This is a genomic window from Pirellulales bacterium (assembly GCA_036499395.1).
Classification (GTDB): Bacteria; Planctomycetota; Planctomycetia; order Pirellulales; family JACPPG01; genus JACPPG01.
On record DASYDW010000020.1, the window covers coordinates 38,347 to 65,146 of the forward strand.

At 60.0% G+C, this 26,800-nt stretch carries 8 protein-coding genes; 6 read left to right on the top strand and 2 right to left on the bottom strand.

Features of this window, described 5'->3' with window-relative positions; genetic code table 11:
- Nucleotides 1-4 precede the first annotated feature (4 nt).
- Nucleotides 5-3,889 (bottom strand): tetratricopeptide repeat protein, encoded by a 3,885-nt coding sequence (locus tag VGN12_04710; GenBank protein HEY4308735.1) that lies wholly within the window; start codon nt 3,887-3,889, stop codon nt 5-7.
- Nucleotides 3,890-4,303: 414 nt separating this feature from the next.
- Nucleotides 4,304-4,651, bottom strand: coding sequence for a PilZ domain-containing protein (locus VGN12_04715; protein HEY4308736.1), 348 nt, complete (start codon nt 4,649-4,651; stop codon nt 4,304-4,306).
- Nucleotides 4,652-5,527: 876 nt separating this feature from the next.
- Here VGN12_04715 and VGN12_04720 point away from each other — a divergent pair.
- The 6 genes from VGN12_04720 (at nt 5,528) to VGN12_04745 (ending at nt 26,784) form a co-directional block, all read left to right on the top strand.
- Entirely contained in the window at nt 5,528-7,126 is a 1,599-nt protein-coding gene (locus VGN12_04720; GenBank protein HEY4308737.1) for a PAS domain S-box protein, read from the top strand.
- Nucleotides 7,116-7,736 carry a response regulator gene (locus VGN12_04725; protein HEY4308738.1) on the top strand — a complete coding sequence of 207 codons (621 nt, stop codon included), beginning with the start codon at nt 7,116-7,118 and terminating at the stop codon, nt 7,734-7,736. Before VGN12_04720 ends, VGN12_04725 begins: the two co-directional genes overlap by 11 nt.
- Nucleotides 7,737-8,062: 326 nt before the next feature.
- Nucleotides 8,063-9,568: a DUF1214 domain-containing protein gene (locus tag VGN12_04730; protein ID HEY4308739.1), complete on the top strand. Its 1,506-nt coding sequence runs from the start codon at nt 8,063-8,065 to the stop codon at nt 9,566-9,568.
- A gap of 142 nt (nt 9,569-9,710) precedes the next feature.
- Nucleotides 9,711-12,002, top strand: a complete 2,292-nt coding sequence (locus tag VGN12_04735) for a right-handed parallel beta-helix repeat-containing protein (GenBank protein ID HEY4308740.1) — start codon at nt 9,711-9,713, stop codon at nt 12,000-12,002.
- A gap of 233 nt (nt 12,003-12,235) precedes the next feature.
- Nucleotides 12,236-12,607 carry a BlaI/MecI/CopY family transcriptional regulator gene (locus tag VGN12_04740; protein HEY4308741.1) on the top strand — a complete coding sequence of 124 codons (372 nt, stop codon included), beginning with the start codon at nt 12,236-12,238 and terminating at the stop codon, nt 12,605-12,607.
- 11 nt (nt 12,608-12,618) lie between these two features.
- Nucleotides 12,619-26,784 (top strand): carboxypeptidase regulatory-like domain-containing protein, encoded by a 14,166-nt coding sequence (locus VGN12_04745; protein HEY4308742.1) that lies wholly within the window; start codon nt 12,619-12,621, stop codon nt 26,782-26,784.
- Nucleotides 26,785-26,800: the final 16 nt, after the last annotated feature.

Below are 26,800 nucleotides of genomic sequence, written 5' to 3' on the forward strand. Positions count from 1 at the left end.
GAAACTACGGAATCCGAAAGACTGCGTAAGTTGCGACGCCGACGGCGTTATAGATCTCGTTCGCGGACCAGGTGAGGTTGCCGTCGGTCATCCAACTGACCCAGGGGGAGAAGTCATGCTGCCAGCGCCATTTCGAAAGAAAAAACCCGTCGCCGTTCGAGTCGACCGCGCCGCCAACGAATAGCGTGTACGAACGCTCGTTGCCCCCTTTAAACGTGTCACAGCTTAGCCATTGCTTCCACTCTAGCCCCGACGTCACGAACGAATAGCCCGACGGTGACCAATAAGGGAACTGCGCGCCTACCAAGGAGTTTGGGTTCGGGCCGAAGATCGTCTGGTGGGCAAAAGAATAGAACGTGTAGTCGATGATGCCGCGTAGCTGCTTGCGCCCCTGCATGATCGTATGGGCCGAGTTGACATTAAACCAGTTGACCGAGTTGTGGTCCGAAAACGCCGCGACACGATAGAAACCGCTCAGCGTCCATAGTCGCAATGGACGAAAAAGCGCATCGAATTGCACGCCACCCCAGTAGATGTCTTGCCGTATCGCCTCGCCGTTGGCGTAATAGTTCTTCAGAAAACCTGAGGCTGTGATCGTGCCGGCGTCGTTGTTGATCAGGTCGATGCCGGTATTGAACGTGGGGCGCGTTTTGATGCCGTATTGGTACTGCTCGACGGCCAGGTCCAGATAGATCGTCGAGTCGAGGTTGTACTTTTCCTGCCAATGCATGAACGGCACCTCGCCGACGTCGGGGCGATCGTCGGTCGGCTCGAGCACTCGCTCGCGGTAGCCCCACTCGAAGTACTCGTTTTCGTCTCCGAGCGGCTGCCGCTCGGAAAGCGAGTAATTCTGCCAGGTGATATTTGCTAGCCCTTGACGTCCATGCTGGTACTGAAAGTCGAAGGATGGAATCACTTTGGGACGCAATTCCATCTCGTTGCGCGTGAGCGCCGTCATCGCGTCTGTGTGGCAAGGATTGACGTCCAATAGTTGCTGATAGGTTTGAATCGCGCACTGCGTGCGGTTGATCGCCGAATAGCTTTGCGCCAGATCGAACAGAGCCGCCTCGTTCGTCGGCTCCATCTCGAGCAGGCCCTTATACAGGGGAATGGCCTGCCGAAACTTCCAGCCACGCAGATACTTGGCGTTTAGCTCAGTGCTTAACAGAGCTGCAGGGGGGGCGCCGGTTGGCGATTCTAGTGTATCGGACCCCACGAGTGCGCCGACGCCGAAACCACCGGCTGCGGGATCCGTTTCTGGGCCGGGTAAATCACCCTGTTGTTGCGTTTGCTGGGCCGCCAGGTAGAAATTGCCCGAACGCTCGATCCCCTTCCAGCCTTCAACCATGCGTGCCGTTTCGCGGACGAGGTTGACATCCTGCGGCATGAACTTCAGCAACGTCTTATACTCGGCCAGCGCATGTTCGTATTCCAAACGTTTCTTCAATGTGCGCGCCACGCCCAACCGGGCGCGAATGTTCGTAGGTGATATGGCCACGGCCGGCTGAAAGAATGTCATCGCCGAGACGCATGCCGCCTGACAGCGTTCGAATTTGTGGAAGATCTTTGGGAAAGTGTGGCGACAGTTGGGCGTGCCGCAACTGCAGTCGCAGAGCAGCGCCGCTTCGCCGCGCCGATTGAGCAGGCTCAGGTTCGCCGGCGCGACTTTCAAGGCGTCGTCGAGCACGGCCGCCGCAGAGCGACAGTCGCAATACGACAGGGCCCGATCCGCGAATCCGGCGCCCCAGCTTGCCGGCGGCGCCAAGGGCGACGGGCCTAGCCCGAGCGCCTCGCGCGCCAATTGTGGCTGTTTGAGCGTCGTTGCCGAGCGGTACAGGCCGTAGGCAATTTCGGGAAGCGCCGCGTTATGGTCGGCAGCCAGTGCGCGGAACGTCTCGGCCGCTTCGCCATCGCGCCCCTGTTCGAGAAAGATGTAGCCGAGCTGGCTTAAGAGGGCCACGTGTTCGCGTGGCGTTGCGTCCTTCAGTCCCTCGGTCGCCACCTGCAAGGCCGTGGGGCAATCATCGGACTTGATGAGCGTTTCGATCAACAGGATTCGGGCCGCCACGTCGGTTGGTTGTTGCTCGAGCAGCTCCTCCAACTCCTGCCGCGCGGCGTCAAATAGGCGTCGCCGCAGATAATTGCCGGCCAGCAGGCAGCGAATCTCGCGACGCATTTCTTCGTCCGTCGCTGAGCACTCTTGCAAAGCCGCTTGAAACAACTCCTCGGCAATTTGCACCTGGCTCGAGGCTTGATAGGCATTCCCCAGCAAAATCATCGCCTGCACGTCATGCGGGTCTTCGACGAGACGCCGCTTGCCGATGCCGATGGCCTCGGAGTAGTCTCCGACCACGGTATGATAATCCGCGAGTACCCCGAGAAAATCCTTGGTATCACGATCGCCCGAGAACGATCCCAGTAGTTGATGCGCCACATCGACTTCGTAGAGACGTAAATGCGTGCGAATCAGCAGTTGGGTCGCAGTTGCATGCGTCGGGTCTTGACCATGGATTTGTTGGGCCACGGCGCGCGCCTCGGGAAAAGCCTGCTCGCGATACAATTGCTCTGCCAACTTGAGCCAGGCACCACGATCGCTCGATGGCCGCGCGGCCGCCCCGCCAATCAGTTCCAAAGCTTCCAACCGCCGATTCGCGCGGACGTACGCTTGCACCAAAGCAATCGCCAGGCCTTCGTCGTCGCGATGAACCTCATAAAGAGGTTGCAGCAGCGAAATCGCTTCCGCGGCGTGGTTCATGTCCACGAGCAGCAGCGCCATCAAACGCCGCTCGTCGATCGTCATATCCGTGGCATGCCGCAAGTAATCCTCGTATACCTTTTGGGCATCGGACTGCCGATGCTCGAGCAGGTACGATCGGGCCAGCATGACCGCGGCTTGCACGTCATAACGCGGATCTACCAGCAATCGGCGGAATTGCTCGCGCGACACGTCGTAATGTTTCAGTTGCAGCAGCAGGTCCGCCAGCAGCATTCGATACGTGCCGACCGCCGGTTGCTCCGCGATCAAACGTTCGAGTTGAGTTTGCGCCGCAGCGAACTGCCGCTGCTGAAGCAGTAATCCTGCGTATTCGTAGCGGGCTGCGTGATCGTCGGGTTGCAAACGCAAGTATTCGACAAATCGCGTTAGCGCTTCGGGCAGATTGCCCAGCGCGACCGAGTTGCGCGCGGCCCGCAAATGAACCTCGGCGGCAGGCGAGGGCTGGAAATTCTTCTCCGGAGCGGGAAGCTCAAGCGGAGGATCGATAAGCTGCGGCCCTCCGCCGCGTTTGTCATCGAACGGCAATTCGTCATCGGCAGGATACGGAGGCACCAGGCTTTCGGCCGTCCCCTCCATGGCGGACGGCGCGGAAATGCTTGGACCCGCGGCCGGCATTTGCGCTGCTGTCAGGCGTGGCATGCCGGCGAATAGAAAATCGCCAGGCTTTCCGGCCGCGGCGGAGGGGGGCAAACGAATCTGCAACTGGTTCGGCGCGGCGCCCCGTACGACGAGCGATTTCTCTTGCGACGTTACATGATGGGCCATATCTCGAATCTCGACTCGGGCAATCAATTTGGCGGCATCGTGCTGCGACCAGACTACGATTCCTTCGAGTCCGCCGTTGGTCAACGACGTGCGAGTTTCTTGCGGGGGACAAGGGGTGCGCGAGCCGTCAGCCGCTTCGAGCCAACCCCAGCACTTCAGGCTCGGTACGTCCAGGTCGGAATCAACCGCGCGAAAAGTGAGCACCACGCGCGCGTCGGCCTGTTCGCGCACCTCGAGGCTTAACTGCGGAGATGTGCCGTTGACGGATGTGTCACGGGGCGTCGGTCCGTCAGCGGCAGAGATTTGACACAAGCCGAAGACAATACACAGCGGCCAGACGACGCGCACGGCACCGCTCGCAATCGCTCTCGCGGCGAAAGTGGCAGCCCTCCGATGGCTGGAACAATGCATATTGCGGCCCGGGCGCAATAATTACCAGTCACGCCACGACGGACGCGCAGAGCGCGGCACTCGTGGCGAGAATGGCAGGGAAAAGTTAGATCAAGGTAGAGTCGGGGCGGAAGCTACAAGCGGCCGCGCGCGTGGTCAATATCACGTCACGTGTACGCTCACCCTCGTCGCGCAGCACGCTTCGTACATCGCATGCGACCGAAGTTGGCTGCGCATCGGACTCTGCGCGTTGCATCGCATCGCGATCAACGAGCTGCGCTGCGCGGGACGTGCGAATTATTCGCACGACAAATATGCACGCGCGGCGTCCACGCCGTGCGATGCATTACGCGGCAGCGTCGATCGCAAGGCTTACGCGTCCGCCAAGTCCACGAACGCGCCGCCGCTGATATACCACCCCTCGCCGAGAGGCTTGCACCACTGGATCTGCGCCCGCAGCAAGATGTCGGTGTCTTCGCTGCGGATACAAACCTCGACCTCTTCCAGCGGCAGTTTCTCGGGATGCAACAGTCCGATGCCGGACTGCGAGATCTCGCGGCTCATACCGGGATAGCGGGTATCGCCCACGCGAATGGATACCAGCCTGCAGAACGAGTAGCGCATCTCGATACGTGTCTCGGTTTCGTAGCTGTCGCGTGCCTCACGCAGAAGGTCGTAAAGGACCGCGCCGGGCGTCAGGGGGCTGTCGATGACTGTCATTTTGTTCCCGAACTCGAGTTGGTTTTGTGAAAACGCTTGCGCAAACCTAGGACATGGCTGCGATGCGAATGTTTCGCACTTTCGAGAACGACTGCCCCCCAATCAGACGCGGTGCCGGGGCAGGCGGGTAGCATACTCCGCTGGCTGTTGTATTTGCGGTCCGTCCGATTAGGCTGAGAAATAGCGAACAGTAAGGCCCACGGCATTTCCAGCTAAAAAGGCGGGCAACGTGTCAATGATTCGCCACAGCGCGCAGAGGCTACTCTCACAGGCGATCCGTGCCTGCGAGCAATGGATCCTGGGCAATTCGCATCCGGCCCAGGCCGTCGAATCGCGGCCACCGGCCACGCTGGCTCGGGCGGTTCGTTCCCCGGGAGACGTTAGCCGAGAGTACGACGAGTACATTCGCGCCAATGTAGGCGCCACCAGGCGGTAGGCGCAAGTTTCTCGGTAACGCGGGGGCCTTTTCTGATTCGTCGGATTGGGCGGGAAATTGCCGGCCGCCGCGTTCGTCCTGGTGCCCATTTGCGGCACCGGCAATGATATGCGAATATTTCGCATCGCGAATCTCGATTGAGCCAAGGCGTAGCTTGTAGTAGTACTAGCGCCAGGGCGAAGAAGATTGTTCGCCCCCCAACGGCTCATCAGCGGGCCGGACGTTTCGCAATGCGAACAGTTTCGACCTTGCCCGTGGATTACTGGCTCGACGTTAGTGTGGCCCCCCGACGGCAGCCATAGCGTCCGAGATTTGCCGCACGAGCCATGACACACGTCGACCGTAGTTTTTCCAAAGCTCGACCGTGAGCGACATCCGCAACGGCGCAGTACGGATCAAGAGGCAACAACGGGGATGTGGGCTGCGTCCCGGGAATGCAAATGTCGAAGAGCCAGTCATTGACACCATTGCTCGGCGCCTTACGAACGGACCAGCCTGAGAGAGATGGAATACCGTCGCCTTGGTCGCAGGGATCTCCCGAGCGTGCATCCGCGTACGAGGCCGCGTTCGAACATGCCGCCATTGGCATGGCACTGGTCGGGCTGAATGGAAAGTTGCTGAGTGCGAATCGCGCGCTTTGCCAGATCCTCGGTTACCAACGGGACGAATTGGTGTCCCTACGCTTCGACGCTAACTTGCATCCTCAAGATATTCCCTTTGATTTTGGCCTGATCAGCGAATTGCTCGCCGGCAAACGCGAGCACTTCCATATCGAAAAGCGATACGTGCATAAGCAGGGACACGCGCTATGGATCTTGCTGAGCGTGTCACTGGTCTATGATGACGCGCAGCAGCCTTGCTACTTCATCGCGCAGTTGCAGGACATAACCGATCGCCGGCGTGCCGAAGCGACGTTCCATGCCCTGCTGGAGTCGGCTCCTGACGCGATGATTATCGCGAATCGGCAGGGCAGAATTGTACTCGTGAATGCACAGGCGCAGGCTTACTTTGGCTACCACGCCGACGAAATGCTAGGTCAGCCAGTCGAGATGCTGCTACCCGAGCGCTTTCGAGGCGAACATCCGGCACATCGCGACCGTTATTTCGCCAGCCCCCGCGTGCGCGGCATGGGCGTGGGAACGAAGCTGTACGCGCGGCGTAAGGACGGCGGCGAAGTTCCCGTCGAGATTAGTCTCAGCCTGATCGAGGTCGATGAGGTACCACATGTCTGCTGTGCGATTCGCGACTTGACGCAATGGAACCATGCCGATGAAACGCATCGACGGCTTACGGCGGTCGAGCACCTGGCAAGTCATCGTAATGAACTAGCGCAGATGCTGCGACTGAACACCATGTCCGAGATGGCCGCGGGCATTGCCCACGAATTGAATCAGCCATTATCCGCGATAGCCAATTACGCCCGGGGTGCAGCGCGAAGAATGAACCGCGGCGTGGCCAAAACGGACGAGTTGATGCCCGTCATCGATTCCATTGCCGAAGAAGCGGTGCGCGCCTCGGAGATTATTCGCAGCGTCAAGCGATTCGTCAGAAAGCAAGAACCGAAACGGGTGCCTGTCGACGTCAACGAAGTCGTCGAGAGCGCGCTACGAATCATCGCCGGCCAGGCACATGAACGTGGGGTGGAAGTCGTCTTTGATGGCTCCGGACATCGGCTGCAGGTCATGGGAGACGCGATACAGATCGAACAGGTAATGGTTAACTTGCTGACTAACGCCCTCGACGCCCTGGACGACGTGACGCACGCCAAACTACTGCTGATCGAGGCCAACAGGACGGAGAAAGGGCAGGTCGAAGTGCGGGTCATCGACAATGGTTGCGGTCTGCCCACCCTGGATGGCGTGGATGTCTTCGAGGCTTTCATGACCACGAAGATCGACGGCTTGGGAATGGGGCTGGCCATCAGTCGCTCGCTGATCGAAGCCCACGGCGGCCAGCTCACCGCCGAGACGAACGAGTGCGGTGGGGCCACATTCCGATTTCAATTGTCTTGTGAAGATGGTGGCAAACATGACGACTGACGCGGTCGTTTATCTCGTGGACGACGACCCCGCCGTCCTCAAGTCGTTGCATTGGTTGGTCGAGTCGGCCAGCCTCGCTGCCAAACCTCTGAACTCGGCCGCTTCGTTTTTGGAAGCGTACGATCCACGGCGACCAGGCTGCCTGATCCTCGACGTGCGCATGCCGCAGATGACCGGTTTGCAATTGCAGAGCCTCTTAAAGGAGCGCAACATCGAATTGCCGATCATTATCATGACCGGCCACTCGGACGTGCCGACCTGCACCGAGTCCTTCCGCAATGGAGCCTTCGACTTCATCGAGAAGCCAGCCGACGACGAATTCCTGATCGCCCGCGTCCAGCAGGCCATTGCCACCGACATTGAGCGCCGTCAACAAGAGGTGCATAGGACGGAAATCAGCAAACGATTGGCGACCCTCACCCCGCGCGAGCGGGAAGTCATGGATGCGATTGTCAGCGGAAAATCGCAGAAGCGTATCGCCTCGGAACTGGGAATCAGTTTTCAAACGGCCGCCAAGCATCGGGCCAAGGTGCTGACGAAGCTGCAGGTTGGCAACGACGTAGAGGTCGTCCGAGCGCTGCTCGTCAACGAGACGAACTCCGCAACCTGATTCAACTTCCATAGCGGCATGTCCGGGGAAGGAGCTCTCTCCTTGCCGCAGCGAAATTGCCGCCTATCTGGGGGAAACCCCGCCCCGCGATCCCGAGCGGATCGAAAAGACATTTTCCAAGGGGTCTTAAGCTTACTCAGCTAGCACTCGAAGTATAGTAAAGTTGCGGACCGACAGCGGGGGCACCACTTCCCGGTCGGCGCTGAGGCAATTTACCTCCTAATCACCTGACGTTACGCGAACTGCCATGTTTCGTTGTTGTTGTAGCCCAGAAGTAGTCAACGCCTGCGTTGGTCATTTCCTCGGCTACCACGGTTACAACACACATGCACCCGCGTATCTTGTTCTCTTTGCTGGTGATTCCAGCAATCGGTCAGCAGTCGGCAAGCGTTTTCGCGGCTGAATCCGTTTCTGGTCGCGCGGCGAACGCCGCGCAAGTCGCTGAATCTCTTCAGCAATTGATCTCTGAAAACAATTTTCCGAAGTTGGACTCCGATACCGCGCTGCGCAATGCGGCACGACAGGCGTATCTTTGGGCGTGGCCCATGGTCTACGTGCGGAATTGCCACGCTGCACTATCGTGGCTGCGGACCAGCGGCATAAGCGGTGGCGCGCCCGTCGCGCCCCCGAATCGCCTCTGCATGCTGACGGATCGAGTGAAGTCCAGCATGACAGCGGTCGCCTGCCCGAATCCCGATGTGATCTATGGATTTGGGATATTGGACCTGCAAGAGGACCCTGTGATTCTGCAGGTTCCGGATTTCGGCGAGCGATTTTGGTTGTTTCAACTCGGCGACCAGCGCACCGACGGTTTTGCCCAGGTCGGCAAGATGTACGGAACCAAGCCCGGCTTTTACTTGATCGCCGGCCCCGATTGGCAAGGAGTCGCGCCGCCGAGTGTGACCGGAGTGCTGCGCTGCCCCACGAAAATCGGTTATGTGCTGCCGAGAGTTTTGCTTTCGGACGAATCCTCGAAGACGGATTCGCTGGACAAGACGCTCGGGCAGATCCAGATCTATCCTCTGAGCCAGTTTCGTGGCCGACTCGAATCGTGCGATTGGTCACGAAAGCGTTGGTTACCGAGCCTGTCCGGTGGCAAGCCGCGCGGTCGCGTCGTGCCGAAGAACTTCTTCGAAGTCCTTCCCGAGGTGCTGGCAACAGTTCCTCCGCTGCCCGGCGAGGAATCACTCTATGCGTATTTCGGCGAGTTAATCGAGCGCGCCGCAGGCGATGAGCGGGTCCGACAGTTGCTAACCGACACGGCCGTGGTCGCGGAACAGGAGCTGATCGAGCCGTTGTTCGAATTTCGACGGCTTGGTCAACCGGCGAAGCACAATTGGACCACCACGGTCAACGGCGCCACGTTCGGCGCGGACTATCTGACGCGCGCCGCCGTCGCTAAGTCGAATATCTTCGTGAATCAGCCCACGGAGACGAAGTATTTTTATCAGGATCTGGATTCCGAAGGGCAACGGCTAAGCGGAGACAATAGCTATCGGATCACGTTCCCGGCCGGGCAACTCCCCCCTACCAAAGGCCACTGGTCGCTCACACTCTACAACGAAAACCACACCTTGCATCCCAACATCTTGAACCGGCATTCGGTCGGGGTTGCAACACCGCAGATTCAGTCAGAGCCCGATGGCTCGGTCACGATCCTGGTGCAGCAGAACGCGCCGCCCGACCAGTGGCAGGATAACTGGCTGCCCGCACCGGCGGGGAAGTTCTCGCTCTATTTGCGGGTCTATTGGCCGGAAGACGAAGTGGTCACCGGCCAGTGGTCTCCGCCCGAGGTCGTGAACACTGCGCCGGTGCAATACGCGGTGCGATAGGTGAGGGAAGGCTGCAGGTCATAGGTTCTGCTAAAGTCGATTAAATATCGCTCAAGCCGCGTCATCGAGTAACGCCAAATTGGAGCATTCCCCGCGGCACGCGGCGAACTTGAACTGTCTTCCGAATAGGGAAGGTGCTGATTTGCGACGATACTTGTGCCCACTGTTGTTTGCCGTCCTGGTTTGCGGCCAATTGTTTGTTGTGATGCCGGCCAGCTCGGTTGTCGGCCAATTAGCCGAAGCAGAGCAAACAGCTGCGGATTTCTTTGTCGCCGCGGATGGCTCTGACCAATGGTCGGGCAAGTTGAACGCTCCCAATCCGGACCGCAGCGATGGCCCCTTCGCCACGCTCGTCAGGGCACGCGACGCTGTGCGAGCCTTAAAACAACTAGGCGATAACAAGCAGATCCGAGTGCTGGTCCGTGGCGGCGTCTATCGTTTGGATAGCACCATCGTCTTTTCACTCGACGATTCGGCGCCGGCCGACGGCACAATCACTTATGCGGCCTATGGGGACGAGACGCCAACTTTCACGTCGGGCGTTCCGATTGTCGGCTGGCACAAGCCAGAACGGCGGTCGCCGCTGCTGCCCCCGGTCGCTCGTGACGCCGTTTGGATTGCCGACGTTCCGGCACCGTTGTCGAACGTACTCACAATGTACGACGGGCAAAAGCGTCTTCGCCGAGCGTCGTCGAAACCTTTTGCGCCGGTCGCGTACGTGCCGCCGAACACGCCACCGAATCGATTCGCATTTCCCGCGGGGGCTATGAAGAAATGGCCCGACCTCAAGAATGCGGACCTTCGTATCATTCCCTCCTGTGATTATGAAATGTGCCTGCTTCCGCTGGCCGCAGTGGATGAAACGGCCGCCATAGCCACGACCGCGGTTCCGGCGTCGCGACCGATGGGGAGGGTAAAGTTCATGGACGAAACAGCCTGGGTCGAGAACGTCCTCGAGGTGCTGGACGAGCCCGGTGAATGGGTCATTGATGCAACCGATCGGAAACTGTATCTCTGGCCTGTCGATGGAACGCCGTCCGAGGCAATCATCGCTCCCCTGCTCACCGAGTTGCTGCGAGTCGAAGGCGAAATTGACTACGAAGGCCCTGCCGATAAGCCCGTCACCGGCCTCGTTTTCCAAGGCCTGACATTCACCGGTGCCGAGCGTTTGCCTTGGCATGGCGACACCAAGGGAGGGCTGCAGCACAAGTGGGAGCATTTTGATGCGCCGAGCGCCCTGCTGCGTCTGCGCGGCGCTCAACAATGTACCGTTCAGAGGTGCCGGTTCGTCGACACCGGTGGAACCGGCCTGCGGCTGGATCTCACCTGCCAGGACAATCGTGTGATTGACAACGAGGTCGCCCATACCGGCGGGGTCGGAATCCTCGTCGCCGGTTACGGCCCGGGCACGAAGGATGTAAATCATCACAACGACGTGTCAAACAACTGGGTGCATCACATCGGTGAAATATACTGGGCCTCGCCGGCCATCATGGTGTGGCAAAGCGGCGAAAACCGGGTCACGCACAATCTGATTCACAACACGCCATACTCGGGCATCACGGTCAGCGGCCGGACCGGCTGGCCTGCTGAGTCGGACGCCACATTCCGCGCGCATGAAGTCGACCTGCCGGCTTACGACAGCTTGCCCAGCGCCGGCACTGGTTCGAATGCCGTCCACCGCGAGTGGTGGCAGGCCCGAGAGAAATACATGCACGGCCGCAAAAATCTCGTGGCCTGGAACGATATCCACGACGTGATGGAAACCATGGGGGACGGCAACGGGATTTATATCTCCGGCACCGGCAAAGAGAACCACATCTACCAGAATTATGTTCACCATCTTGACGGAGACGGCGTGGCCTCGGGCATCCGCTGCGACAACGACCAGTACGAGACGATCGTCGACGGCAACGTGTTGTACAAAGTCCGCAGCGCTCAGTCAGGCATTTCGACGACCGAGACGAATCACATCATCAACAACATCATCGTCGATGTGATCCCCAGCCGCCGGCCAATCACAAAGCCGAACATCGTCCACGGGTATATTTCGATTCCAGACCCAACCTGGCCGATCGAGGGAGCTCGGATCAGTCGCAACATCATTTGGTCGCCGCGCGCGGATTATTGGCCGATCGTCGAGCATCGCAGTCTTTCCACGGGCGCCGGCGACCGTCTGAAGAACACCAGCACCGATTACAACTTGTACTGGTGCCCTGCCGATCCTCAGTGGGGGCAAAGGCATATCGACGAACAACGCCCGAGCGGTGCCGAGCTTCACAGCTTGTCGGCGGATCCGCTGTTTGTGGACGTCGATCACGGCGATCTACGTTTGCGGCCCGAATCGCCAGCGCGACAACTCGGCATTCCGATCTGGGACATCTCCACGGCTGGCTTGCTAAAAAGTCATCCGTATCGTCGCGCAGCCCCGTGATTGCGTGCCAGGTAACCCGGCGCGATTCACATTAAGTTCTGGCAATAAACGCCCGAACCATGATCCGGTCGCCTGCTACTTCGGCTAGATAATGCGTCTCTGTAGCAGTGGCAGCGTCGCGTGTTGAGACGCCGCGAAACTTTCTAAGAATTTTCCTTGCAGGCTATCATCTTATTTGGTAAATCTAGTCTACTAGATGATGTAGCGGCGAGGGTATTTCAGGAGGGATTCTCATGACTGTCAGGCTCGGGCGCGTGCAATTGCGCATTATGCAGGTGCTCTGGAACCAGAGCCGTGCGACGGCGAAGGAAATTACCGACACCCTCAACGTCGATGAGCCAATCGCTCATAGCACGGTGCAGACGCTGCTGCGCGGTTTAGAGGTCAAGCAGGCCGTCGGCCATGACGTCGAGGGGCGAACCTTCATCTTCTTTCCTCTGGTGCGCGAAGGTCAGGTCGCCCGCAGTGTCACGCGCGAGTTGGTCGATCGCGTCTTCGGCGGCAGCGTCAGCGAAACGGTCGCCTATCTGCTTAAAAACGAAAAAGTTTCGCCTGAGGAATTGAAGGAAATTCGTCGCCTGGTCAACGAACAGTCACGCAAATAAGGGTCGCTGCGATGATGCTTGCGTCCATGTGGATCGAGCTGCTCGAATCGGCCGCCACAATCTGCGAGCTGGCCGGGCATTGGTTCGTACAATCCACACTGCTGATCGGTGTCGGTTTGCTTGCCGGACGGTGTTTCGCTAATCGCGGCGCCGCATTTACATCGGTCATTTACCGCACGGCTCTCGTCGCGGCCGTGCTTTGTCCCCTCGCAACATGGCTGCTGATGCAATTTGGCCTGACGCTGGGCATCGCTTCGCTGCCCGCCTTGCGTGTGGCATCGATCCAACAGGTGGCCGTCTACCACCAGGCGGATCCAGTAAGCGTCGCGCAGTCGCCGCCGATTGAGCCCGGCAATCCGTCTGAAACCTGGCCCTCGACAGCGCCGGATTTAGCGGGCTTGTCACGTACCGAGGATGAATCGCCTGATACAGAACGTCGCCCGACGACGGAGCAAGCTCAATCCTTTGGACTTTCACCCGAAAGCTCGCCATCGCCCGCACCGGGATCGATGCTCGAACCAACTCCGGCTGCCGTCCCGCCTATCGACACGCGACCCGCGGCCGAATCGGCCGACATGATTGTCGAAATGGTGCCAACATTGGTCATTAACCCGTCGATGGCCACGATCGTCGCTTCGGTTGCGCTTGTATGGCTTTTCGGCGCATTCCATTTGCTACTACGTCTGACTGCTGCCCACGTCGCCTTGTTGCGACTGCGTCGAGCAGCAGTGCCGGCAATCGCCGAGCAACAGCAGCTCTGTTGGGAACTCGCTGAAAAGATGGGCGTCTGGCCACCTGCCGTGCTGACGAGCCCCTTCGTACCGGGGCCGTGCCTGGCCGGCGTGCTGCACTCTACGATCCTGCTGCCGGACGAACTACCTGACGTTCCGCTGGCGACGGTCTTCGTTCACGAGCTTGCGCACTTGCGGCGGCGCGATTGTTTTTGGAATGTCGCGCGTCAGGCGGTGTCGGCACTGTTATTCTTTCAGCCGCTCGTCTGGCGATTGTCGCGACGCATGGAAACCACGGCCGAAGAAGTGTGCGACGACTATGTCGTCCAGCACGGCGCGGACCGGACTGCCTATGCAGATATCCTGGTGAGTTTGGCCGAGCGCGCGTGGCTGCCGGCGTCGTCCGCCGTGGTGCCGCTGGTGACGTTTCGTTCACTGTTGGGGCGGCGCGTGGCGCGGATTCTCGACGGCACGCGGCGGCTGTCACTTTCGGTCAGCTTGACCGCATTGGCGTTGATCGTCGGCGGCGGGCTGGCGGCGACCGTGGGTACCGGAGCATTGGGGCCGGCAGGAAGAGGGACTTCGTCTGAATCCACGAATGCCGAAGAGAGCATTCCGGCCCCTGAGACCGACGCCGAATCCGCGACCGCGCCCCTTAACGATGAGAATGCAGACGAAAAGAGTGTCGCGTCCGGCACGCCTCCCACGGCAGTCGCCGCCGTGCCCGACGCAAACCTAGTGCTGCACTATCGGGGGCGGGTGTTGGATCCTGACGGCAAGCCGCTGGCCGGGGCGGCGGTCTTCTTCACGTTCGACGATTGGGGGCGGCAGCTCGATCGCACCTCACGACGTATGGCGGCAACTGGCGCCGACGGCTGGTTCGATTTCCAAACCCGCCGCAGCGACTTCGAGCCTAATGTCGCGACAAGCTGGCTTGCGCCCGGAGTCGTGATCACGGCCGACGGCTTTGGTTGCGCTCAGGCGGCGTCCCTGGCCTTCGAAACCACGGGCGAAGCGCGCAAGCGAATGTCAGATGTTGCGCGACGTCGGGTCGACGAGCAATTAGTCGAGCATGATCCGATCGTGCGATTGGTGCGCGACGACGCACCACTGACCGGAAGGTTAGTCTCGACCGAAGGTAAGCCCCTTGTCGGCGCACGCGTCGTCGCGAGGCGCGTCTACTACAATACCGAGGGAATCCTGGATGCTTGGGAGACGGGTGTCCGCCAGCCCAAGGCCGACGCGGATGCGCAGTATCGCGCCGTCCCGCGTGGCGGCTTTCCCAATGATATGGTATCGATTTTGCCAGCGGCTATTACGGATCGCGACGGACGTTTTACTCTGCATGGCGTGGGTCGCGAACGCTTGGCGGATATCGAAATCACGGGAGATGCGTTGGAAGCCACTCCATTGCACGTGCGCACGCGCAACGGAGATGCAGTTACGCTGCCGTATCGATGGGCGGCCACGCCGCGCGCTTTAGAACCGCGACAGGTTTATTTAGGAAATGATTTCCTGCAGGTTATTCCCTACGCGCAGCCCGTTTCAGGGCGCGTGATTGATGCGCAAACGCGAAAGCCGATGGCCCAGGTCCTGGTCAGCGGTGGCAAGTTTGACCTTCGCCCGGGCGGAATTCAACCGCGCATCACGACGCAGACCGACGACCAAGGGCGTTACACGTTGCACGGCCTGATCGTCGGGCAGGAAGAGGTTTTGCACGTCACGCCGCCGGGCGGCGAGCCGTATGTACCGATCGGAGCCCGCGTCACCACGGCGCTCCAAAAGCCGGCGACGTGTGATTTTGCACTGCGACGCGGTGTCTGGCTGCGCGGCAAAGTCACTGAGAAGCAGTCCGGGCAACCGCTGGAGGGGGTCCTGACTTATCGCGCGTTCGCGAACAACCTCAGTTTGTCGCTGTATCCCGGATTCATCTGGCTGAGCTCTGAACACCGATGCCACCCTGACGAAGCCGGCAATTATCAACTCGCGATTCCGCCGGGGCCGGGCGTTATTTCGTTTATGGCGACCGATTACAAGCGCTTCCGCCGCGGCGCGGGAGTCGAAACGATCACGCGTCCGCCGCGCATGAGTCCTGGCAACCCGCCGACCTATGCCGCCGTGCCGAGCCTTTTTATGCCGGAAGACTGCACGATTCTCGCGCAGGTAAATCCCGCCGACGACGCAAAGAGCGTCGACGTAAACCTTCTGCCCGAGGCCGGCGCCACGATATCCGTACGTCTTGTGGATCGTGAAGGGCGTGCGCTGTCGCAGGTTGAGTGCGGCAGCACGTATCGCGACGGATACTGGGAGACGGTCGATGGCAAAGGCTTCGATGTTCTGGCGTACTACCCAACCGAGCCTCGCGATCTATTCTTTTATGACTCGGACCGAGATCTGGCTGCCTACCATCGATTGGAAGGACCGGCTCCCAAGGAATTAACGGTCGTCTTGACGCCGGCCGCTAGCGTGCGCGGCCGCTTGTTCGACGAAAGCGGCGCCGCGCTGCCGCACGTGGGGCTCGGTTGGTTCGATATCCCTAAAGATCGACTGGGACAACTCGCCATCTCGACGGATGACGACGGTAGATTTCGCATCCGAGGTCTCGTTCCCGGCCGGCGGTACATGGCTCGTGCTGCGACGAACGTGATTTTCGGCGACCTGGTCTTTGATTCTCCAGTGGCCGCGGGCGAGGCGAAGGACCTAGGTGATGTCAGGCTTGAGGCCGTAGGCACGACCGAGCTGACGAAGGCTGCGGAAGAGGTTAATGACACAACCAAGGCGGCCGATTTCCCCGAAGCCGAGCTAGTGCTGCACTATCGGGGGCGGGTGTTGGACCCTGACGGTAAGCCGGTGACCGGGGCGAAAGTTTTCCTGCTTTCCTTCCACGATCAGGACAACCCGAATGACATGGCGCGGCCGCGCCCTGTCACGGGGGACGATGGCTGGTTCGACTTCAGCACCCGAAAGTCTGACTTCCCGCTGGATATCGGCAAGCAATGGCTTTCGCCGCGGCTGACTGTCGCGGCTAACGGTTTCGGCTGTGCCGCTGGCTCGTCGGCGGATTTTGAAACGACGGGCGAAGCGCAGAAGCGACTTTCCGATTACGACAAGAAGCTCGAAGAATTCGGAACGGAAAAACATGGCAACGTTCTGCAATTGGCGCGCGATGACGCGCCGCTGACGGGCCGATTAGTTTCGACGGAGGGCAAACCACTCGCGGACGTTACCGTGGCCGTTCAAACGGTCTGGTATAACGCCGCGGGTGATTTAGCGCCATGGGATGCGGCCGCGAAAGAAGATCGCGCGGACTATTATTCACTCCGTAATGTCGTGCCGCTGTTTGCGGGCGTGAGTCGGCTTCCCGTTGTCCTGCCCGCCACAACCGATGCGGAGGGACGCTTCACGCTGCATGGCATCGGCCGCGAGCGCGTCGTGGACCTGTTGATCGCCGGACCGGGGCTAGAGACGGTTTCGATTCACGCACGAACTCGGGCCGGACACACGGTCGAAGTTCCGCACCAGTGGCGGGAGTCGGAACGCAAAGGCTCGGCCAGCAGTCGCCCCGAGATCTACCTGGCCAATGACTTCCTGCAAGTCATTGCGCCGGCTCAACCCGTCGTCGGACGCATCACCGATGTGGAAACCGGCGCACCGATCGCTGACGTAAAGGTTAGTGCCGGACATTTCGGCATGTTCCTTGGCAGTGGCAAGTCGTATATCTCGTCCACGACCGACGCAGAGGGACGATATTCGCTCGAAGGGCTGACGATTGGCGAAGAAACGAAGCTGTACATCACGCCTTCGAAGGCGACGGCCTACTTGCCAGCCGGCGATGATGTGACGACCAGCGGCACAGGACCGACCACGCGCGACTTTACGTTGCGACGCGGCATCTGGGTGCGCGGTCGCGTCAGCGAGGCCGGCACTGGGCAGCCGCTCGATGGCGAGGTGGCCTATTACGCGTTCAGGGATAACCCGCATCTGTCGGACTATCGGGGCTTCTCGCGATTCCGCGGCGAATATGGTTGCCGGCCGGACGAGCAGGGCAACTTCCAGATCGCCGTTCCGCCTGGCGCCGGCATCCTGGGCTTTATGGCCCGCGAGCACGACCGATTTCGGCGCGGGGCTGGCGTCGAAAGCGTGACGCACGCGGCGGACTCGCAGCGCGAGATGATGCGATCCTACCCGGTCGTCCCGCATGGCCTGTTCTCACACAATAAGCATCTAGTAAAGCAGATCGACGTTGCCCCTGACGCGGCTGAGGTCGTTGCCAATCTTTCGCTTGTTCCCGGCGCCACATTCGCGGGACGAATCGTCGATCCCGCTGGCAAGCCCTTGCCGGGATGCGTAATGAACGGACAGGTCCTGAGTGGAGTGTGGCGAGAGGTCGAGAAAGACTCGTTCGAAGTCTCGGCCTACTATCCTGACGAGCCGCGCGACCTGTATTTCTTCCACCCCGAACGGAACCTGGCCGCGCACTATCACCTGGCGGGCGAGGCGCCGCACGATCTGACGATTCAATTACAGCCCGCGGCCAGCGTCCAAGGTCGCTTGTTGAATGGCCAAGGGGAACCAGCGACCGGCATCTCTTTCGTCGGCGAGGGGATCTGCTCGTCGCGCTTCGACGAGCGAGACTTCCGCGGCGGCACCGACGAGGAAGGCCGCTTCCATATTCAAGGTTTAGCGCCAGGCCGAAAGTACACCGTCGAAGCACGCGAAAACATATACGATCTCGGCCGGGTCTTCGCCGATCTCAGCCTAACGGCCGGCGAGACGAAAGACCTGGGAGACATAACCCTCGTTCCGCCTGACGAAAAGTCGAAGCCGGTTGTAAAAGTAGCGGTAGGCGCATCGTCGGCGAACAAATCGAAGGATGCGGCCCCAGCAGCCGCTAGTGGCACTGCTGACAACGCTGATGCTGAGCCGGTGATACTCAATCCGCCACCGGCCGTGGAATTCAAGAAGCCAGCCGACGTTAATCCCAAATCAGCACCGAACGAAAACTCTACCGCAGCGCCGCCGATCGCGGCCGTCATCACGCCCGAGCCCGACCTCACGCTCCGCTATCGTGGCCGCGTGGTTGATCCCGACGGCCGACCCGCGGCGGGCGCCAAGATATTCTTTCACTACTGGGTACAGGGAGCAGCGCCACGCGGCGATCTGGCCCCGCTGGCAGTTACAGACGCCGACGGTTGGTTCGATTTCACGACCAGGACGTCGGACTTTGACGCACTTGCCGAGAACTCTCGCTATTCGTGCGGTATCGTAGCCACGGCCCCAGGCAGTGGCTTTGCCCAGGGACGTTCGATCGACTTCGAAACCACGGGCGAAGCCATAAAACATCTGTCACCCGAAGTCGTCGAGAACGTTCGCGCCCGTCGGTCCGAACAAGGTCCATCCGTGCTGCAATTGGTGCGGGACGACGTTCCTCTGGTGGGGCAAGTGCTGACGATCGAAGGCAAGCCGGTCGCCGGCGCTCGGGTGCGCTTGCATGACGTGATGCTCAATAGCATCGCGAAGGGGGGCGGAACTCTCGACTCTTGGGAGCAGGCGGCCGTCGACAGCAAGGCAAACTTTTACACGCTGCGCAATCAACATCTTCCGGTCAATATCAACACCTGGCAACTGCCGTCGATCGTGCCTGATGTCAAAACCGACGCCGAGGGACGATTCACCGTTCGCGGCATCGGACGGGAACGCGTCGCGAAATTGCTAATTCAGGGGCCCGACATTGAAGCCAGCCTGGTAAAAACGCGCACCCGCGCTGGCGAAATTCTCCGCTTCGGCGAATTCTCCGACCGTACCATGGGCGGGGCTGAGAGAAGCGACACGGTCTATCCCCACAAATTCACGTTTGCCGCCGGTCCCTCGAAGCCGGTCAGTGGGCGAATCACGGACGCGGACACCGGTGCACCCGTCGCTGGCGTAACAGTCACTGCGGGGCAGACGGGCACCTTCATGGGCTTCGGAAAGGTTTATGTTTCGGCGCAGACCGATGCCGACGGTCGCTACCGCCTTGAGGGGCTATCGATCGGCAAGCGCGAAGAAATTCTGGCATGGCCCCCAACCGCCTCGGGCTACGTGCCAGTGGGCGCTGGCGTAACGCTGGCCCTGGATCGCCCGGCGTCGGATCTTGATTTCCGGTTGAAACAGGGGATCTGGCTGCGCGGTCAGGCCATCGACAAAGTCACGGGCAAGCCGATCGTTGGACGCGTGCAGTACTTCTCGCGCTCCAAGAATCCTCAGTTGTCATCATATCCAGGCTTTGCCCGCGCCCGATTGGCCTACGAGCTGCGATCCGACGCGCAGGGGCGCTTCGAAATGCCAATACCGCCCGGCCCAGGCATCGTGACGTATATGGCGATGGATCACACGCACTATCGCAAGGGGCAGGGCGCAGAAAACGTGGCGGGCGGCTCGGGCGGTGAAATCAAAACCTACGACACCGTGCCGATGGGCCTGTTCGATCTGAACGAGCATGTGCTTCGCGAAATCAATCCGGCGTCCACGGACAAGTCGATCGAGCTGACGTTGCCGATCGAGGCTGGCCTCGAGGTCTACGGAAAAATCGTCGACCCGCAAGGCGCGCCGCTCCCCGGCGGCATCATGAGCAGCGCCGACTACAGTGACTTCTGGCGCACCCATGCGATCCGCGATAACACGTTCCACGTGCAAGGTTATTATCACGACGCGCCGCGCGAGCTGTTCTTCTTTAATGCCGAGCGCAACATGGCTGGGCATTATCACCTGGCCGGATCGCCGCCCGAGAACCTTGTCATAAAGCTCGCACCGGCCGGCAGCATTCGCGGACGACTGGTTGACAAGCAGGGGGCGGCGCTCGCACGCATCGAGCTTACGGGCGAAGGGATACCCAGTTCGCGGCACGAAGGTCCCGATTACATGCTGGCCACGGACGATGATGGCAATTTCCTGATCCGTGGGCTGATTCCCGGCCGCAGATACACCGTCGAAGGACGTGGCGGCGAGCAGTACGGTCGCCTGCTCGAGGATGTCACAGTCGAAGCCGGTCCGCCGAAAGATGTCGGCGACGTCACGCTCGTGCGGCCCGAACCGAAGCAGAACGCGACGGCGAAGACACAGTCAGAGCTGCCCGTTACGACGAACCCTATCGGGGTGCCCGCCATTAGATCGGCGTCGCCGGTTGACGTGCCTGAGCAGTCCGCGACGACGCCTGAAAAACCGATCGTCATTGTCGGACAGGTCCTTGATCCCGAGGGCCGCGCGGTCGCAGGAGCAGAAGTCGCGCTACAGGGGCATCGCTGGGAGTGGTTTCAATCACGCCCCGATCCGGATCGCACGAAAACCGACGCCCAGGGCAATTTCCGCCTGGAAGTGAGCAAGTCGCAGTTCTCCGACGGTAAGCCGAAGAACTGGGCCAAGCTGGCGCGCCTGGTTGCGCGAGCGCCAGGTTACGGTATGGCGGGAATGCACTTCAGCGACCTTCAGCCTGGCATACCGGCCAAGATTCGCCTGGTGCCCGACCAACCGATCGAAGGACGCATCGTCGATCTCGAAGGGAATCCCGTCGCCGGCGCAAAGATTGACATCTTTAGCGTCACTACCAACGAGCAAAACGACCTTACCGCGTGGGTTGCGGCGCTCCGCCGTGGCGTGCCGTTTCACAGTTCGGAAGGAAACGGACGTCCTCATCTCGAACTAACGACAGGTGATAAGAAGCTCAGCGATCCGTCTTCGGCACCATGGACGACAGACGCTGATGGTCGCTTTCGCATTACCGGCCTCGGCCAAAATCGCTTCGTCAATTTGAAGTTGGCAGGCGGCGGTGTCGTGGCCATCGACCTGCACGTCATCACGCAACCCTTCAGCACATTCTCTATGAAATGGGATGCCAGCGCCAACGTGGGGGAAGTGCCCATTCACGGCGCGACATTTCAATACATCGCCGAACCGTCTCAACCGATCGAGGGCGTGGTGCGTGATGCGAAGAGCGGAGATCCGCTGCCGGGCGTGAGAGTTTGGAGCGAGCATCTTGCCGGGGCGAAAGTCTCCGGCGATTTCCGCCTGCAGACGACGGCGGACAAAAACGGTCATTATCGATTGGAAGGCATGCCGCGCGGCAAGGGCAACCGTATTTGTGCCCTACCGCAGGATGATCAGCCGTACTTCATGCAAGAGTTCGATGTGCCGCAGGCCGATGGTCTTGCCGCGGTGCAGTTCGATCTGCCGTTGCATCGTGGTGTATTGATCACGGGCCACATCACGGCGCAGGGGACCGAAAAGGCGGCGCTTGGCGGGCGGTTGTTTTATGTGCCGCATCCCGACAATCCTCACATGGTGGACCTGCCGGAATTCAATTCACACCGCTTGCCAGGCCCGCAATGGCGCTACGAAGCCGATAGCGATGGAAATTATCGCATCGTCGGCTTGCCAGGGCGCGGCTATCTCGGCTTGTGGGTCATGAGAGACGAACCTTGCCCTGCCGGACAAGGGATCGATCAGATCAAAGATTTGCCCAAGGACGAAGCGTTCTACAAGACGACGTATATGTTCTCGCCGCGTTCAAAAAGTGTCACCGCAGTTCGTGAATTGCAAATTGGCGATCAAGACGAGCAAGCGACGGCCGATTTCGTTAGCTCATCCGGCCAGCGCGTGACATTGAAGCTTGTCGATGTCCAGGACCTCCCCCTCGAAGGGGCGAAGATTTGGGGCCTCTGGCCGCGGCAGCAGCATCACATCGAAAAGAGAGCCGCCGCGCAGATCGACGTGGTTGGCCTTAGCGCCACTGAAAAGCGTCGAGTACTGCTGTACGACGAAAGTCGCAATCTCGGCAGTGCGGTTCTGGTCGGCAAGCAGGAAACCGGCGAGGTCGCGATCACGGCCAAATTGCAACCTTGTGCGACGGTCAACGGCCGTTTACTGGATAAAGAAGGCGAGCCGCTTGCCTCCGCGAAGGTCGAATTCCAGATCCCAGGCGAATACGACTACGCACTCGGCTTCCCCAGCGGGGACACCGACAAAGATGGCCGTTTCAGGGTCACAAACCTGCCGACCGGCTGCTCGTGGGATATTCTCTGCCGCGCGCCCAATATCGTCGGGGTCTCGATTGTTAGTGGCCTGACACCAGCGCCCGGCGAAACGATCGACGTGGGCGAATTTGACATCACGGCCGATGAACGTCCAGTACTGATCCGCACGACGCGCACTGGCGCAGCGCCCGGCAATGCGCAAGCAAATGCCGATAAGACCGAAGCTGCATCCCCAGCGATCGTGAAGACTTCGGATGGCGCGTCACCGTCAGACAATCCAGTGACGAAATCAGAATCGCCGGCTGAAAAGCAGGTCATCGCTGGACGCGTGACGCAGCCTGATGGGCAACCGATCGCCGGGGCGCGGGTTTGGTTGATGCGTTACACGATCGCCGACATCTCTTGGGATAATAAGAATATTACCCTCGCCGAGACAACCACCGATGCGCAAGGTGCCTTTCGTCTCGATCATCCGGCGGAGGTCGCACCGTTTTCCGATCGCGAGCGATTCTTGCGAACAAGTCTTGTCGTTGCGGCCACGGCGCCGGGCTTCGGCCTGACGTGCAAACCACGCTCCGCCGAGGCCAAGAAGGATCTCGAGCTGACGTTGCCGCCTGCCACCGTGAAGGCGCAAGGGCAAGTCCTTAATCTGGAGGGGCGCCCGCTCGTCGGTGCCCAGCTGCGCGTCATCGGCATTAGCGATCCGCACGACGACATGCCGGGTTGGATTGCCAAAGCGAAGCTGAATCCGCGTGAATCGGGCAACACGCTTCTCATGGAGGCGAAGGCCGACCGTCGGCGGTCCTCAAAGCGGGCGGCTGTCTATTTCCCTGAATTTCCGATGGGGGCGATCCCGCGCGAACTCACTGGCCCCTTCGTCACGGATGCGCAGGGAAGAGTTGACCTTGGTGTGTGGGGAGACAATCGTCTTTTGCAGGTCGAATTGTCCGGGCCTGGCATGGCCAAATCATGGGTCCATATCATTACGTATCCTATGCCTCCCATTTTTGAACCGAGCGGCGACCCTCGCTATGTGAACGCTTCATACTTTGGTGCGGATTTCCGTCTCACGGTTGAGCCCGAGCAGGTAATTCAAGGCACGATCGCCGACGCCGAGAAGGGAACGCCGATCGCCGGCGCCGAAGTGCGGCTCTTCCAGTTCGGCGACAGCTTACTAGGGGTGCATGGCTTTGTTTCGTCGACGACCGACGCGCAAGGCAAATACGTGCTGCACGGAGTCGCCAAGCCAAAGCAGCCAAATGCCCAGCACAGATTGGAAGTTCTTCCGGGCCCGAGCAGTCCCTACTTTCGCACGACATTCCGCGTACCTCGACAGGATGGATTAGCTCCGATCACACATGACGTGTCGCTGCGGCATGCTGCCTGGATCACGGGGCGTGCGACCGAAAAAGCCACCGGCAAACCGGTGCGCGGCGCGGTCAGCTACTACCCGTTTCTCGACAACGAGCAGGCGCGCAACTATTCGAACTTCACGCCAGGCATGACGTCCATGGGGTACGACGATCACTATCCCACAGCCGAAGACGCCTCATTTCGCCTGCCAGCCATTGTAGGACGGGGCGTCCTGCTGTTTATCGCTGAAGACCAGGACGAATATCCGGCGGCTGACGGCGTTGACCAAATCGCTGGGCTCAAGGGGGGCAAGGAACGGAACCTGAATCTCTATCATTTCGCTTCCGCGGATTTGGCCAATGCCCTGCGCGAAGTGAATATCATGCCCGAAGATACAGACGTCCGGTTGAATGTCGAGCTACCCTCGTTCGCCGGATATCCCATTCGCTTTGTCGACTCGCGAGGAAGTCCCGTAGCAGGCGTGATGGCTCGACGTTTGCGACCACCGCATGGCCGCCGCGAATACAACGGTTGGGGTGATGTGAAACCGGTCGGATCGGAAACAATCTTGCGCGGCTTCGAAGAATTGGAAAGCATGCCGGTCATTGCTTTGGCGCGCGCGAAGGGCCTAGGCGCCGTTCATGAGTTTCGGAAGTCCGACTTTGACGGGGATAAAGCTTACGAACTGAAGCTCGAGCCCTGTGCCACTGTGAAGGGACGCCTGGTCGATAAGTCAGGCAAGCCGCTACGCGGCATCAGTGTCACAGCCAAATGGAATCCCTTCACTGGTCAAAAAACCCGCTCGTGGCGTTCGTGGGAGCACAACATCAACTCACTGTTCTCGGACGCCGAAGGGCGGTTTTCGCTTCCTGAACTGCCGCCCGGAATCGCTTATGAGTTGTCAACTTACTCAAACGACTTGGGCCAAGTGGAATTTGGCAAGACGGATATCCTCGCGCCGGGCCAGGTCGTCGACCGCGGAGACCTGACGTGCAAGCCGGCCGAGGACGAGGCCGTCGCCGAGGCGGATGCGGATGCAAAGCCCGTAAAAACGAAGTTGATGTTCCGCATCGACTCAAAACCGGCAGCCCCGGCCGCAGGTGAAAAGCAAGACGTGAAGATAGTTTCTTCGCCTGGCACGAAGGAAGCCACGACCGCAGTTGTGCGAGGACGCGTTGTTAACGCCGATGGTCAGCCCATTGTCGGGGCTGATGTAGCGGTCATTGCGATGCGCACCGTCAACGAGCCGGGCGGTTTCCTCAGCGCACTCGGAGAAATTCCCGCCGAGGGGAAGACCGACGACGCGGGGCAATTCACGTTCACGTTTCCGAAGCTGTCCACGAAGACCCATCAATCGGCGTACGTCATTGCTCGGGCCACGGGCTTGGGCCTGGCCTTTGCAAAGCTAAATCTAAGCGACGGTGAATTCGACGTGACTTTCAAGGTGCTGCCGGAGGAATCAATACGCGTTCGCATCGTAAACGTTGATGGGCAGCCCGGTGTCGGTGTGCCGATGCGGATTCAGGCGATCACTCCTCAAGACGGCGGAGGGGACTGGCAGAAGTCCATTGCCTTTACTCAGACCAAGACATATCCCGCGGCGTGGTTAACGGCGCCAGTGCCTGATAAGGAGGGGCGATTCGTACTTCATGGCGTACCACCCGGGTACGGCGTTTCGCTCGACGTGCTGGGCGACGAGCAGTTCGCCCCACAGCAAGTGTCGCTGAATACTGGTTTACCGGAAGAGCGGACCGAACGGGATGCCACGTATCGCCCACTGGTCAAGAATGGAAAGCCCGGCGAAGAAGTCGTGTTGCCGCTGGCGCCGGCGCAATGGTTCGAAGGGATCGTTCGCGCCGCCGACACGAATGAACCCATTGCGCATGCCAAGGTGTCGGTATGGGCCAGTCAACAGCAATACGGCTCGATGTCGCGCGTTAAAGGCGAATCCGACGACGTGGGCCATTACCGCATCAGTTCCCATCCGGGAATCCGCTTCGGCTTCAACGTGATTGCCCCGGACGGCACCCCGTATCTGAACTATAAGACGTCGTTGGACGAGCCCATCGACTGGCAGACAGGCGAGCATGTACGTAAGGCGGATATCCCGCTGTCGCGCGGCATTCTTGCTCGCGGCACGATCGTCGATGGAAAATCAGGCGAACCGATCGCGGGGGCCTCGGTGCAATACATCCCTGAAAGCGACAATAATCCCAACGCAAAACAGGAAATTCTTACCGGTTGGCAAAACATGCGCCCTTCCGACGAGCAGGGCCGATTCAATATCGTCGTATTGCCGGGTCCCGGACGGTTGCTGGTGCATGGTCCGAACGGCTCGTACATCCTGCGCGAGATCGGCAGTCGCGAGCTTTACGGATCGAAACGTGGTGGCGAGCGCAATTATGCCCATGCGATCGAGAAGGTTAATCCTGCGGCCGGGCAGGAACCGCTCGAATTGCGGATCGCCATCGAGCGCGGTGAGCGAATTCATGGCCGAATCGTCGACGAGCAAGGTTCAAGTGTTAATGAAGTGCTCGTGATTACTGGCTTGAGCATTCGCCCCTTTTGGCTCACATGGCACGGGGACACCGAACCCACGGAAAGAGATGAGTTCGAGCTGTCCGGCATGGAATCTGGAGTGGAATATCCAACGTTGTTCCTGGAGCCGAAGCGCCGCCTGGGCGCCGTCGTGAAGCTGAAATCCACTGACACCGAACCGACAATTGTGTTGCATCCGTGTGTCGACGCCAAAGCACGCTTCCTCGATACCGATGGCGCGCCCAAGGCCGCGATTCGCCCCAATTTCCACCTGGTCGTTAAGCCGGGAGGTTTTCGCTACAACAACCTGGCGCAGCGGATGGGGGAATTGGCCGCGGATGAAAACTTCGTGGCAAATATCGATCGTGTGAACTACAACGACGGACCAAAAACTGATGACGATGGCCGGGTCGTGTTTCCCGCGCTCATTCCCGGTGCAACCTACCGGCTGCTCGGAGCGCGCAAAGGCAATTTGACGATGGAACGCGACTTCGTCGTGCCGGCGGGCGAAACGCTCGACCTGGGCGACATCACGTACGACGATTAGCAGAAATGACGTGATC